The sequence below is a fragment of the Bacillus cereus group sp. BceL291 genome, assembly GCF_051776705.1.
GTDB lineage: Bacteria > Bacillota > Bacilli > Bacillales > Bacillaceae_G > Bacillus_A > Bacillus_A cereus.
In genome coordinates this window covers 22,650-35,820 of record NZ_JBPWAP010000053.1, presented here as the reverse complement: position 1 = coordinate 35,820, position 13,171 = coordinate 22,650, and the positions used below count along the sequence as shown (strand labels likewise).

The following is a 13,171-nucleotide window of genomic DNA, read 5'->3' as shown; positions in this document are numbered from 1 at the left end:
CTAGGTTTATTTGGTATGCCCATTTTTAAAGATACCAAATATTTCGAGAGTTTTTTGGTTATATGAACGAAAGTTCATTGTGTTTCCATTCTTAAGTGGATAGGCATGGGGGGGTGTAGGATTTTCAAATATACTAGATACTTATCCCGTTCTAACGGGCGGTAAACTTTCCAATTGTTTCAAGTGAAAAGTTTACCGCACATAAGAACTTCTTCCGTTCATTAAGATAGTATTGCTAAATAATCATATACACGCTTAGATTTCTCTCCACCCATTCGTGCATGTTGAAGAAGAGAAATACCATGAGGACCAGATGCACGCAATGCTTCTGGTTGAGCTACTAAAATAGCTTGTACAACTTCTAATTCACCAAGCATAGCTGCTGCAAAAATATCCATCCGAGCACCCTTTTCTAGTAAATAAAGAGCAATATCTTTACGACCTACATGTGCCGATGCGCCTAACGCACTTTCCCAATCTGATCCACCCCAATTATAAGAGGCGTGAAGTAAGCTTGGTGATTCAACCAATAGCTCTTGTACTTTCTCTAAATCCCCGTGAGCTGCCATAACAAATTCTCTTACTAATTCAATGGTAATACGCTCTTCTGCTTGCATCGCTCTTCTCCCCTTTTAGAAATTCGTTTCGGTGTAAAAAAAGGCTTGTCACTTCCCTGAAAAATATCTACATCTATGCCAAACACATGTTGAAACATTTCATGGCATAGTACTTCTTCTGGTATACCATCATACTGAATTTTTCCTCGCTTTAATACAAGTAAACGATCGCTATATTGAGCAGCTTGGTTAATGTCATGCAAAACCATTATAATTGTCATTCCAAACTCCTCATTTAATCGTTTAACAAGTTCCATTACTTCCAACTGGTGAACGATATCTAAAAAGGTTGTTGGTTCATCCAATAATAAGACATTTGTACGTTGCGCTAGCGTCATCGCAATCCAAGCACGTTGCCGTTCCCCTCCTGATAAAGAATGTAAAAGACGATATTCATACCCTTCAAGATTTGTAACAGACAATGCCCAATCAACAATTTCTTCATCTTCTTTATTTAAGTGGCTACTCCATGATTTATGTGGACCTCTTCCGAACTCAATTAGTTCTTTCACTGTTAAATCTAATTGATGATCATGCATTTGTGGTAACATTGCTAATTGCTTCGCTACATCAGCACTCTTCATCATATGAATATTTTTCCCATCTAAAATGATGTCCCCTTCGCTTTGTTTCAGTAGCCTTGCTATTAAACGAAGCAAAGTAGATTTTCCCGATCCATTCGGACCAATTAAACTAACGATTTCTCCAACCTTAATATGTACATTCATATTTTGCATTTGAAATCTTTCAGAGTGTGCGTAAAACACTTTGTTAACGGAAATCACTTTGTTTTCCTCCTCTATGAATTAAATATAAGAAGAACGGACCACCTAAGAAGGACAGTAAAATACCAACAGGCAATTCGATTGGGTCAAACCAACTTCGAGCTATTGCATCCGCAAAAACAAGTAATACCCCGCCGCCAAGGCATGATAAAGGTAGCAAATATCTATAATCATTTCCAACTAATAAACGTAGCATATGTGGTACGACAAGACCGACAAATCCAATAAGACCAGACACACTTACTGCAATTCCAGCTAATAATGTACTTACTACGATTAAATAAAACCGACTTTTTTCCACGTTATGTCCTAATAACTTTGCCATTTCATCTCCAAGCATTAACACTCGAATATGCTTAATACCAAAGAAAGCTAATATAATGGCGAATATTGCATAATAAATAATCATGTTTAAATGTGCCCAACTTACACCACCAATACCGCCCGCTAGCCACGGTAACACCGATTGTACTTTGTCACTATGTAATAACATTAATGCTGACGTTGCTGCACCAATTAATGCATTGATCGACACCCCTACTAAGACGATTCTTGAAGGTGGTGCCCCTTTTTGCCATGATAAAGCATAAATAACCATTGCTGTTATGAAAGCTCCTAAAAACGCCCCTAGTGGTAAAAAAGCTAGATGCTGTGGGAATAAAATCATGATGACAATTGCTACAAGGCCTGCCCCAGATGAAACTCCGATAATACCAGGATCTGCAAGAGGGTTTCTCATAACCCCTTGTAGCAGTGTACCAGATGCAGCTAAACATGTTCCTACTATAAACCCAATGAGCACTCTCGGTATGCGAAGATCCCATACAATTCGATGAACTGTCGAACCTTCCTCTTGTATACCTGTTAAAATATCTCGTACAGAAAAGGATAAACTTCCTGCGAAGAGACCGTAAAAGAGACCTAGGATTGTTAATACAACTAAAGTAACTGCTATTATCCATCTTTTTTTCGCAAAAGGATGTTCCTTTTCTCTTACTACTTCACTACTTTCCATACGTATCATTTCCTTACATCTTGTATACTTTTATACATAAAGTCCATTGCTTCTGTAACTTTTGTACCAGGATTAGATCCAAATAAATCAGGTGGCAAAATAACTACGCGGTTTTGTTTTACTGCCTCTAAATTTTTCCACGCTTCATTTTTCATCATTTCGCCTTCGAATGCTTTTTTCACACTTTTTGGATCTCCGTGTGTAATTAAATAAATGACATCTGGATTCGCCTCAATAATACGTTCTACACTTAGCTGTGCATATTGCGGATATTCTTTCGTTTCTGGAAAATCAGAAGCAATATTTTTTCCGCCTGTTTTTTCTAAAATATCACCTGATAAAGATGTTGGTAATGCCGCTAAATAAGTTCCTGGTGCGCCATACACTAACAATGCTTTCACATCGCTTTTTTTCTCATATTTCTTCATTTGATCATTCATTTTTTGATTAATTTCTTTTGCTTTATCTTCTTTCTTCATTACCGTTCCATATAATTCAATATTCTTTTGAATATCTTGTACAGAATTCGCAGAAGAAATGATAACTTGCGTTCCTTGTCCTTCAACCGTTGGCACATTCTTTTGGAATCCATTGTTAGCAACAAGTACATCGGGCTTCAAACTAGCAATTTGCTCAAAATTCGGTTGATGTGCATTCCCAATTACTTGTGCTTTCTTTAACTCCTCTGGAAGAGTTAATTTCGTATCCGGGCGACCTACTATTTTTCCACCTAAAGCATGAATAATATCCATGTCCCCCATACTTAATGTTGCAAAACTTTCTGGCACTTTATCGAATGTTACCTTTCTTCCTGATAGGTCGGTAATTTCGATTTTCTCTTTTCCTTTTTCTGTTTTGGTTGCAGACGCTTTTTCGTCCCCTTTGGCACTGCAACCTATTAACAAGAAAAAAATAGATAAAATCGCTGTAAATAGCGTAATAGATTTTTTCATTTCTTCACCTCTAATTGATAATGATAATCATTAACCACTATTATACTTTAATTGATAAGGATTATCATTGTCAACACGAAATGCATATATTTTCCTACAAAAAACAAAAAGCGCGACAAAAAGATTTTTTCTTTTCGCTGCGCTCTAGTTAACAATATTATTCACATTCATTTTCCTCTAGCTGGTCACGCATCACTTTCACACGCTGAAAGAAAAAGAACGATAAGCTTAAAAATATAACGATGCTCCCCATCATAACAAAAAATTGGATTGTCTCTTTTGCTCCACTCGGAATCAATAAGCCAACCATTAACAATGTACTTACAGCGAGAAGCATTTGTCCAAACCGAGTATAATCTTCTATTTTTCCTTTTAATTCTTTCATTATATTCTCACTCCTCCATTTCACTGTATCATATTCTATGAAACTGAAAGACCAGTAAATACAGCCATTCTGGGAGATGTTTTCCAATAAAAAAAGAGCCGCTTTTACTGCGGCTCTTTTTTTATCATTATTCACCTTTATATGCTTCCATATAAATTTCTTTCAGCTCTGAAATAAGCGGTAACTTTGGATTAGCAGTTGTACATTGATCTTCAAAAGCTCTTTCTGCTAATACTCCAACAACCTCTTCAAATTGCTCTTTATCGACTCCTTGTCCCGCAATACTCATATTAATATTTAAGCTTTTTCCAAGCTCAATAATTGCTCGGACGAGTGATTCCACCCCTTCTGCTGCCGAACTTGCTGGAAGCCCGAGCATTCTCGCTATATGTGCATATCTTTCATCTGCCACAAAGTGCTCATATTTTGGGAACAATGCGTGTTTTCTTGGCTTAATAGCATTATAGCGGACTACGTGCGGCATTAGAATGGCATTTGCGCGTCCGTGCGGAATATGGAATTCTGGTCCAATCTTATGTGCTAAGCTGTGATTAATACCGAGGAAAGCATTTGCAAATGCCATCCCTGCAATTGCAGAAGCGTTATGCATTTTTTCTCTTGCTTCTTCATCATTTCCATCTTTATATGCTCTCGGTAAATATTTGAATACGAGATCAATAGCTTTTAATGCTAATCCATCTGTATAGTCATTTGCCATAACAGACACATACGCCTCAATTGCATGTGTTAAAACATCCATACCAGTATCTGCTGTTACATGTGGTGGTACTGTCATTACAAATTGTGGATCAACAATTGCTACATCTGGTGTTAATTCATAATCTGCGAGCGGATACTTTATATTATTTTTCTTATCTGTAATAACCGCAAATGGTGTCACTTCTGATCCCGTTCCTGATGTCGTTGGAATCGCAACAAACTGCGCCTTATTTCCTAATTCCGGATATTTACATGTACGTTTTCTTATATCTAAAAATTTCTGTTTAATACCATAGAATGTCGTTTCTGGATGCTCATAGAATAACCACATTCCTTTTGCTGCATCCATAGCTGAACCACCACCAAGTGCGATAATTACATCTGGCTTAAAGCTTCTCATCATTTCCGCACCTTTGAAAACAGTTTCATCTGATGGATCTGGTTCGACCTCAAAGAAAACTTCAACTTTCACATCATTTGCATGCTTGTTTAAATAGTGCGCGACTGTATCGACATAGCCATGTTCAACCATTCCGGGGTCCGTTACAATAAATGCACGTGAAATGTTAGGCATATTTGCTAAATAAGCTGTAGCATGTTTTTCAAAATAAATTTTTGGTGGCAGTTTGAACCACTGCATATTCTTTTTTCTATTTGCCAGCCTTTTTATATTTAATAAATGAGTCGCTGTTACATTTTGGGAAACTGAATTCTTTCCGTATGAACCACAACCAAGTGTAAGTGATGGAATAAATCCATTATATATATCCCCTATTCCACCTTGTGATGAAGGTGCATTTACAATGAGACGGCAAGCTTTCATACGTAACCCAAATTGCTTTTGCACATCTTTATTTGTAGAATGGATAACTGCTGAATGTCCTAAACCACCGAGGTTCAACATTTCTTCGCAATATGTAAATCCTTCTTCTAATGAATTCGCCTTCACACAAGCTAATACTGGACTCAGTTTCTCACGAGATAATGGATATGCTGCTCCGATACCTTGAATTTCAGCTACAAGCATTTTTGTATGTTCAGGAACAGTAATCCCAACTAAATCGGCAATATACTGTGCTGATTTCCCTACAATATCACTATTTACTGCACATGTATTTTCATTTATAACGAGCTTTTCTAATTTTTTTCTTTCTTCTTCTGTTACAAAGTAACAATTGTTTTCAACCATTTCTGTTTTAACATCATCATAGATTTCTTTATCGACAATGATCGCTTGTTCCGATGCACAAATCATACCGTTATCAAATGTTTTCGATAAAATTAAATCATTAACAGCTCGTTTTACATGTGCTGATTTTTCTATATAACACGGTACATTACCAGGACCAACGCCTAACGCTGGTTTTCCAGTAGAGTAAGCTGATTTCACCATACCAGCGCCTCCAGTTGCTAGAACGAGTGCTACACCATCATGGTTCATTAATTGTTTCGTCGCTTCAACAGACGGTCTTTCAATCCATTGAATACAGTGTTTTGGTGCACCAGCTTTCATCGCTGCATCATATACTGTTTTCGCTGCTGCCACAGAACATTTTTGTGCGGAAGGATGAAATGCGAAAATAATTGGATTTCTTGTTTTTATCGCAATTAACGCTTTAAACATTGTTGTCGACGTTGGATTCGTTACTGGTGTTACTCCAGCTACTACACCGACAGGTTCCGCGATTTCTATTATTTCTTCATGAGGATCTTCGTGAATAATCCCTACCGTTTTATCTTGCTTTATACTATGCCAAATATATTCAGTGGCAAAAATATTTTTAATGCATTTGTCTTCATATACACCACGGCCAGTTTCTTCAACTGCCAATTTTGCTAGCGGCATATGTTGATCAACACCTGCTAATGCCATTTCATGAACAATGTTGTCAATTTCCTCTTGTGTAAAACTTTCTAATGCTTGTAAAGCTTGTTGACCATTATTTACTAGCGTATCAATCATCTTTTTTACTTCCTGCATTTCATTTACAACTTTCTCTTTGACTACCATGTGAATTTCCTCCTATTCTACTATTACGGTCCTTATATGTCCCTGTAGGTCAAAATAAGTCCCAATTAACACAAAAAAATAGAGATGCTTTCCTACATGAATTTCATTGTTTGTGAAAAGTTTCACAAGTTTGTTCGTGAGTAACGTTTCCTGAATTCAATATACATGAAATCATTTCGTTTGTGTATGTCTATTTTGTGAAATGTTTCACAAAAAGACGTAATAAAAAAACGCACTGCTAATATAGAGCAGTGCGTTTTTTATTATGCTAGCGCTTGTGCTAAATCTTCAATTAAATCTTCACCATCTTCAATACCGACAGAAATACGAATTAATGTATCTGTAATTCCTAATTCTTTGCGGCGATCAGCCGGGATTGATGCATGTGTCATTTGAGATGGAATAGAAATTAAACTTTCTACCGCTCCTAAGCTTTCAGCAAGTGTAAAGTATTGTAGTTTCTCAAGTACTTTATTTAATGTTTCTTCACTATCTACATCAAATGAGATAATAGCACCAAACCCGTTTGCTTGTTCTGTTGCTAATTCGTGATTTTGATGTGATTCAAGACCTGGGTAATATACTTTATTTACTTTTGGATGATTATTTAAGAACTCAGCAATAGCACGTGAATTCGTTTCATGTTCTTCCATACGAATTCCTAATGTTTTTAAACCGCGAAGTAGTAAGAAGCTATCTTGTGGCCCAAGAATACCTCCTGTTGAGTTTTGTACAAAGTGAAGATCTTCTGCTAGTTGTGGGCTATTTACAACTACTAAACCTGCAACTACATCACTATGACCTCCTAAATATTTCGTTGCACTATGAAGCACAATATCTGCTCCTAAAGAAATCGGCGACTGCCAATATGGCGTCATGAATGTGTTATCAATAATTGTTAATAGGTCTTTCTCTTTAGCAAGAGTAGATATTTTCTTAATATCAGTAATTTTTAGTAGTGGGTTCGTTGGTGTTTCCACATAAATTGCTTTCGTATTTGGACGAATCGCTTCTTCAACTTCCTCTAAGTTTGTTGTATCTACAAATGTATGCTCAATACCGAAACGGTTTAATACTTTCGTAATAACGCGGTATGTTCCGCCATAAACATCATCTGTTAAAATAACGTGGTCACCTTTTGAGAACAACATAATTGTCGCTGTAATAGCAGCCATTCCTGAACCAAATGCAAATCCAGCATGCCCATTTTCTAATACAGCAATCATTTCTTCTAAAGCTGCACGTGTTGGGTTACCTGTACGTGAATATTCATATCCTTGATGCTTACCAACTGCTTCTTGTTTGTACGTACTTGTTTGATAAATCGGTACGTTTACAGATCCAGTTGAAGGTTCTCCTATGCGAATACCATGAATTAACTTTGTCTTTGCTCTCATTTTTTATTCCCATCCTTTGTATATGTCTTTACTTAAATAGCGCTCACTGCTATCAGGAAAAATCGTTACAATATTTGTACCTGGTGCTGCCTTCTCGGCCTCAAGTAAGCTCGCATGAAATGCTGCTCCTGAAGAGCTCCCAACGAGAAGTCCTTCTTTTTTCGCTAATTCTTTCACTCGTAAAAATGCATTTCGATCAGAAATCGTATGAATTTCATCAAAATAAGATGTCTTCAAAAATGGCGGGATAAATTCCAGTCCAATTCCTTCGGTCTCATGTGAACCAGCCTTACCACCATTTAAAATAGATCCTTCTGGCTCTACGATAACTGTTTTAATATCTATATTTTTTTCTTTCAAATAAGATGCAGTCCCCATAAACGTACCGCCAGTTCCTGCTCCAGCAACAAATATGTTAATCTCTCCATTCAATGCGTCCCACAGTTCAGGTCCTAGTGTTTTAAAATATGCACGAGGATTTGCCTCATTTGCGAACTGACTTGGAGAGTATGAATTCGGTAGTTCATTTACTAACTCTTTTGCTTTAGCAATTGCACCGGTCATTCCTTGCTCAGTCGGTGTATGCACGACCGTTGCACCTAGTGCTTTCATTAATTCTTGTTTTTCAATACTAAATTTCTCTGGTACACAAACAATAACACGTAAATCATGTTCTAATGCTGCAAGTGCCAGTCCAATACCAGTATTCCCAGCAGTCGGTTCAATAATTGTTCCACCCTGGGTCACAAGCCCTTTTTCTAGCGCATCTTCGATTAATTCTCTTCCTAAACGATCCTTAACGCTTCCGCCTGGGTTATAAAATTCAAGCTTTGCAAATAAACGGACTCCTTTCGGAAGTGAAAAACGAGTAATTTCTACAATTGGTGTATGACCAATTAACTCATGAACTCCACGATATACATTCATCGTGTTCTCCCCCTTGTTTGCCAATAAAGAAAAGGCAACTGTATGTATTTTCTTTATATGAGACAGTTGCCTTTTTGTTACATTACTTTAACTCTTCTAACACTTTTACGATAAAGTTTGTAGAATGAAGAGCTGCTTGATCTAAAAACTGATCAAATGAAACATTTGATTCTTTACCAGCAATATCAGAAAGTGCGCGAATGATAACAAACGGAATTTCATATTGGTGGCATACTTGTGCAACAGCTGCTGCTTCCATTTCTACCGCATAAAGATTTTCAAATTTATCACGGATGGCTGCAACGCGGTTCGAATCACTCATAAATGAATCACCTGTTGCAATCATACCTTTTACAACTTGAATATTTTCTTCAGCCTGCATACATTTCTCAGCTAATGCAACTAACGCCTCATCAGCTTTAAATCCAGGCGGCATTCCTGGTACTTGACCATATTCATAGTTAAATGCTGTTACATCTACGTCATGGTGACGAACTTCAGTGGAAATAACTACATCACCAACGTTTAGAGAATGATGGAATCCACCAGCTGAACCAGTATTAATTACTTTTTCAGGCTTATATTTTTCTAATAAAATTGTCGTTGACATCGCTGCGTTTACTTTACCAATACCAGACTTTAACAAGATTACTTCATGCCCTGCTAATAGCCCTTTCGTAAATTCACAACCTGCAACCGTTTCTGTCTCTGCTTGTTCTAATTTGTCACGTAAAATACGTACTTCTTCTTCCATTGCTCCAATTACAGCAATTCTCAATCTAATCCCTCTTTCTATTGCTTAGTTGCCTCCATTACCCAAACGAAATGATTTAATCTCGTGAACGTTACATGGAAGCCATTGTTTTCAAAAATAGTCTGCATAACTGGAATACGTGTATAGTATTCCGTTTGCAAATCGTTTGCTAACTGGTGGAAACCTCTTTGTTTTGCTGTTTCAACAGTTTTATCATATGCATCTTGATCTGCAAATATCGTATCAGCAAACACTATTTTACCACCTTTGTTTAGCAATTGACTATACTTCGCAATCGCTACATTTTTTTCATCATCTGTTAAATGATGAAATGCATAGGTGCTTACAATGGTATCAATTGAATTTGGAACTTCAAACGAAAGAAAATCACCGTCTGTAATTGAAAATTCTTTTGGCAATTTCTCTTTTGCAATCATGCGCATTTCACGCGACGGTTCTATACCGTAAACTGTGCGGCCAGCAAGTAATAATTTATTTGTTAAATTACCTGTACCGACACCAAATTCTAATACATTACCAAATGACTTGTGAACTACATCCTCTAGAATGTCCTCATAATGGGCGAAAACTTCTTTATATTGTATATCTTCGCCTTGTACAAATGAGTCGTACGTATGAGCCCACTCATCAAATAAACCATTAAATTCTGTACCCATAAAAATTCCCCTTTTTCTTATCGGTTTTATCAGTATGATATTCCCTCTTTCTAAAAATGTCAATTGAAATGTACATGGTATTTCCTTCTTTTCTTTGTTACACTATAGTTGATTACATAGGAGAGGGGCCGTCTTCATGTCATTTACCTTTGAAATGTTAGAAGATAAAGTAGAGTTTTTTGAAGCGGGAGACTTAGCTTCTTTAGAACGAAAAATTAGTGAACAAATTGATAATAATAAAGCACTTATGCTTGAAGTTCATCACATCTCACATCAAATGGTTATGGATCCTGAAAGCAAAAGACCGTATTATAGCGCGGTTGTTCATTTTAAATTAAAGAAATTGCGTTAACAAAAAAGAGAAGCTCCTAAGGAGCCTCTCTTTTTTAGTTTAGAGTTTGAACAAGTACTGGTTTCCAGCCCTCATTGTCTACCCAATCAATATTTACATAATATCTTTTCCCACTTTGCTTATCTTGAACATCACCATAAGCTTTGCTCTTTCCAGTTTTGTCTCTTCCAACAAAATGGAATACTAATTGCTCTTTCGGTACTTCAACACCTGCAGCAATTGCACTTTGCATCTCATTCCAATCTGATGAACCCTGTTTAAACGTCATCGCTGGTGATGAACCTTGTTCTGTTCCTACAGCTTTCCAAGAAGGTTTTGTATACGCCTCTTTTGCCTTAGATACAGTTTTCTCAGCTGATACTTTCTCGTTAGCTTTCGCTTCTTCTTCAGCTTTTTTCTGTTCTTCTTCAGCCTTTAGCTTCTCTTCTTCAGCTTTTTTCTTAGCTTCTGCTTGCTCTTGTTCTTTTTCTTTTTTCTTAGCAGATTCTTTATCTTCTGATTTTCCAGCTTTCTCATTCTTTGTTGTTTGTTGAGAGACTTTCTTATCAGTAGAAGATGCTTGCTCTTTCGTACTAGGAACGAACAATTGATATGCTACAATAGCTACTAATAGTAATACAATAGCGATTGCAATATTTAAAACACCGTTTTGACGACGTTTTTGTTGTTTCTGTTGGAATCTTGATCCTCCTGCCATTCTCCAAACCTCCATGCAGTTTTTCCTAATTGCTATTGTAACATTAAATCTAGAAAGGTTGAACATTTACAATGATATTTTCATGAAATGAAGACATTTCACTATAAATTGCAAGATTACTTTTCATTCTCCAATTGATAGATTGCTCCTATCATATCTTTAAAAATAGGTGTAACTTTATTCACTTTGCTATCAGTCTCTAGATCAACAACAACTAAAGCATATCTTGGATTCTCATACGGAAAATAACCTGCAAACCAGCGATTCACCCTCGTCCCTTTCCCTGTTTGCGCTGTCCCGGATTTTCCAGCGACACTTAGTGGCAACGAACGGAATGCCGTTCCTGTTCCTTTCTCCCTTGTTACAACGCCTCTTAATAACTCTTGTAATGTTTTCACTGTTTCATACGAAAGCTGTTTTCCATTTAACGTATGGCTCTCAAATGTAAAAAAATCCGCTCCATTTTTATATACTATTTTTTCAACTGCTTTCACTTCCATCTTTTCTCCATTCCTCGCAATCGTCGCCATCATATTTGCAATTGCTAGAGGTGATATACGTACATCTTTCTGTCCAATTGCTGTTTGTTCTACCGCTTTTTCACTATTTTTATTTTCTTCATTCCCCCAAATAGTAGTACCCTTTTCTTCTGGCATTTGCTCAAAATGAGGTGTATGAAATACAGAACCTTTCCATCCAACCTTTTCATTTGCTCCTAAAGCTGCTACGTATGTTTCTAGCACCGTCTTATCCTTTTGTAATAGCTCGTTACCTAACTCGGAAAATGTCCTGTTACAGCTCCTAGCAAAGCTCTCTTTAAAGTTAAGTGTACCCATCCTAACTTGCGGGTCGTTTTCACCATATAAATCTTTATTACAGTTAAATGTCCGATTAAACAAATTTACTTTTTGATCAATGACTGCAGCTGCAACTACTGTTTTAAAAACAGAGCCTGGAAAATGTGGCGTTAACATTTGATTTTCAAGTGTAGTTTTATATAAATTCTCATCCCTTACTTGTAAAGACGGCTTACTAGCCATCGCTAATATTTCATTTGTCTTTACATCAAGTAATACTAGTCCCCCCTTCTTTATTTCATTCGCTTCAATCACTTCTTCTGCCTTTTGCTGCAACTCTTTATGTAAAGTAGTTTGAATCCTAACTGGATAAAATGGATTTCCTGGTGAAGTGTATTTCGCTTGCTTTCCGAAAATTGGTTCTCCTTGCCGATCTACTTGATATAATACTTTTGCCTCTCCATCAGTCAATAGAAATTCATCAAATGATTGCTGTAATCCTGAAATACCTATCGGCGTTTGTTTTGAGATTCTTTTCAATTCTCCATATCGCTTTTGAAACTCCCTTTCGTTCTCCCCTACATCACCAATTAAATGATTTATCTCTCCAGTTTGTTTTAATCGCACTTCAGCTGCTACAATACCTAATACATGTAATTCATTTACCTTCTCCATCTGCTCTCGTGTCACTCGAAATGGAGCAGTTTCTCCTTGTAGTGTAAATGCATTTTTATTATTTTTCATTTGTCTTCTAATCTCTTGTCTCGACACACCAATGATATGCGCGATTTTCTCTAACATGTCATTTTTTATTTGTAAAAATGGAAAAATAATTAAAACAGGATATTTTTCCTCACCTATTTTTTTACCATTACGATCTATAAACTGCCCACGTCCATCGTCTACTGTAATGGATTGTGTGCGTTGCGTAACACTTTTTTCAATTAAATTTATTTTGCGATCAGTAAATGATTCTGTATCTATAATTTGAATTTGGATTAAACGACAAAGCAATACAAACATAACGCTCATAAAACAAATTAAAACAATTGTAATTCTCCGTTTTATTTTCATAAAAAACACC

The 13,171-nt window shown here is 36.6% G+C and carries 13 protein-coding genes; 1 reads left to right on the top strand and 12 read right to left on the bottom strand.

Translation table 11 applies throughout. The features are described 5' to 3' along the window. Nucleotides 1-221: 221 nt before the first annotated feature. From ACS2CR_RS25435 to ACS2CR_RS25390, 10 genes are all read right to left on the bottom strand, one after another. The gene (locus ACS2CR_RS25435; RefSeq protein WP_001147403.1) at nucleotides 222-617 is read right to left on the bottom strand and encodes an ankyrin repeat domain-containing protein; all 396 of its coding nucleotides are present in this window, start codon (nucleotides 615-617) and stop codon (nucleotides 222-224) included. After that, nucleotides 584-1,402, bottom strand: a complete 819-nt coding sequence (locus ACS2CR_RS25430; RefSeq protein ID WP_000626551.1) for an ABC transporter ATP-binding protein — start codon at nucleotides 1,400-1,402, stop codon at nucleotides 584-586. Before ACS2CR_RS25430 ends, ACS2CR_RS25435 begins: the two co-directional genes overlap by 34 nt. After that, complete coding sequence (locus ACS2CR_RS25425; protein ID WP_002101338.1) at nucleotides 1,389-2,417, bottom strand: FecCD family ABC transporter permease; 1,029 nt, start codon at nucleotides 2,415-2,417, stop codon at nucleotides 1,389-1,391. The genes ACS2CR_RS25430 and ACS2CR_RS25425 overlap by 14 nt, the downstream gene beginning before the upstream one ends. A 5-nt stretch (nucleotides 2,418-2,422) precedes the next feature. Then, nucleotides 2,423-3,370: an ABC transporter substrate-binding protein gene (locus ACS2CR_RS25420; protein ID WP_000748457.1), complete on the bottom strand. Its 948-nt coding sequence runs from the start codon at nucleotides 3,368-3,370 to the stop codon at nucleotides 2,423-2,425. 157 nt (nucleotides 3,371-3,527) lie between these two features. Beyond that, nucleotides 3,528-3,755 (bottom strand): YrhC family protein, encoded by a 228-nt coding sequence (locus tag ACS2CR_RS25415; protein ID WP_000661265.1) that lies wholly within the window; start codon nucleotides 3,753-3,755, stop codon nucleotides 3,528-3,530. 127 nt (nucleotides 3,756-3,882) lie between these two features. Further along, on the bottom strand, nucleotides 3,883-6,486 hold the full coding sequence (adhE, locus tag ACS2CR_RS25410; RefSeq protein WP_053512763.1) for a bifunctional acetaldehyde-CoA/alcohol dehydrogenase: 2,604 nt from the start codon (nucleotides 6,484-6,486) through the stop codon (nucleotides 3,883-3,885). A 263-nt stretch (nucleotides 6,487-6,749) separates the two neighbouring features. Next, nucleotides 6,750-7,883, bottom strand: a complete 1,134-nt coding sequence (locus ACS2CR_RS25405; protein WP_001201908.1) for a bifunctional cystathionine gamma-lyase/homocysteine desulfhydrase — start codon at nucleotides 7,881-7,883, stop codon at nucleotides 6,750-6,752. 3 nt (nucleotides 7,884-7,886) lie between these two features. Beyond that, nucleotides 7,887-8,810 (bottom strand): O-acetylserine dependent cystathionine beta-synthase, encoded by a 924-nt coding sequence (locus tag ACS2CR_RS25400; RefSeq protein ID WP_001103880.1) that lies wholly within the window; start codon nucleotides 8,808-8,810, stop codon nucleotides 7,887-7,889. Between the two features lie 82 nt (nucleotides 8,811-8,892). Next, nucleotides 8,893-9,588 carry a 5'-methylthioadenosine/S-adenosylhomocysteine nucleosidase gene (gene mtnN, locus ACS2CR_RS25395; RefSeq protein ID WP_021728408.1) on the bottom strand — a complete coding sequence of 232 codons (696 nt, stop codon included), beginning with the start codon at nucleotides 9,586-9,588 and terminating at the stop codon, nucleotides 8,893-8,895. Between the two features lie 14 nt (nucleotides 9,589-9,602). Next, a complete protein-coding gene (locus tag ACS2CR_RS25390; protein WP_000536310.1) occupies nucleotides 9,603-10,241 on the bottom strand; it encodes a class I SAM-dependent methyltransferase in 639 nt (212 codons plus the stop codon). Between the two features lie 136 nt (nucleotides 10,242-10,377). Between ACS2CR_RS25390 and ACS2CR_RS25385 the strand changes: the two genes are divergently transcribed. Beyond that, nucleotides 10,378-10,593: a YrzA family protein gene (locus ACS2CR_RS25385; RefSeq protein WP_000010984.1), complete on the top strand. Its 216-nt coding sequence runs from the start codon at nucleotides 10,378-10,380 to the stop codon at nucleotides 10,591-10,593. A gap of 34 nt (nucleotides 10,594-10,627) precedes the next feature. Here ACS2CR_RS25385 and ACS2CR_RS25380 read toward each other — a convergent pair whose 3' ends face one another. Together ACS2CR_RS25380 and ACS2CR_RS25375 are read right to left on the bottom strand one after the other, a co-directional pair. Next, the gene (locus tag ACS2CR_RS25380; protein ID WP_000897099.1) at nucleotides 10,628-11,290 is read right to left on the bottom strand and encodes a YrrS family protein; all 663 of its coding nucleotides are present in this window, start codon (nucleotides 11,288-11,290) and stop codon (nucleotides 10,628-10,630) included. 116 nt (nucleotides 11,291-11,406) lie between these two features. After that, complete coding sequence (locus ACS2CR_RS25375) at nucleotides 11,407-13,161, bottom strand: peptidoglycan D,D-transpeptidase FtsI family protein (RefSeq protein WP_053512762.1); 1,755 nt, start codon at nucleotides 13,159-13,161, stop codon at nucleotides 11,407-11,409. Between the last annotated feature and the right edge of the window lie 10 nt (nucleotides 13,162-13,171).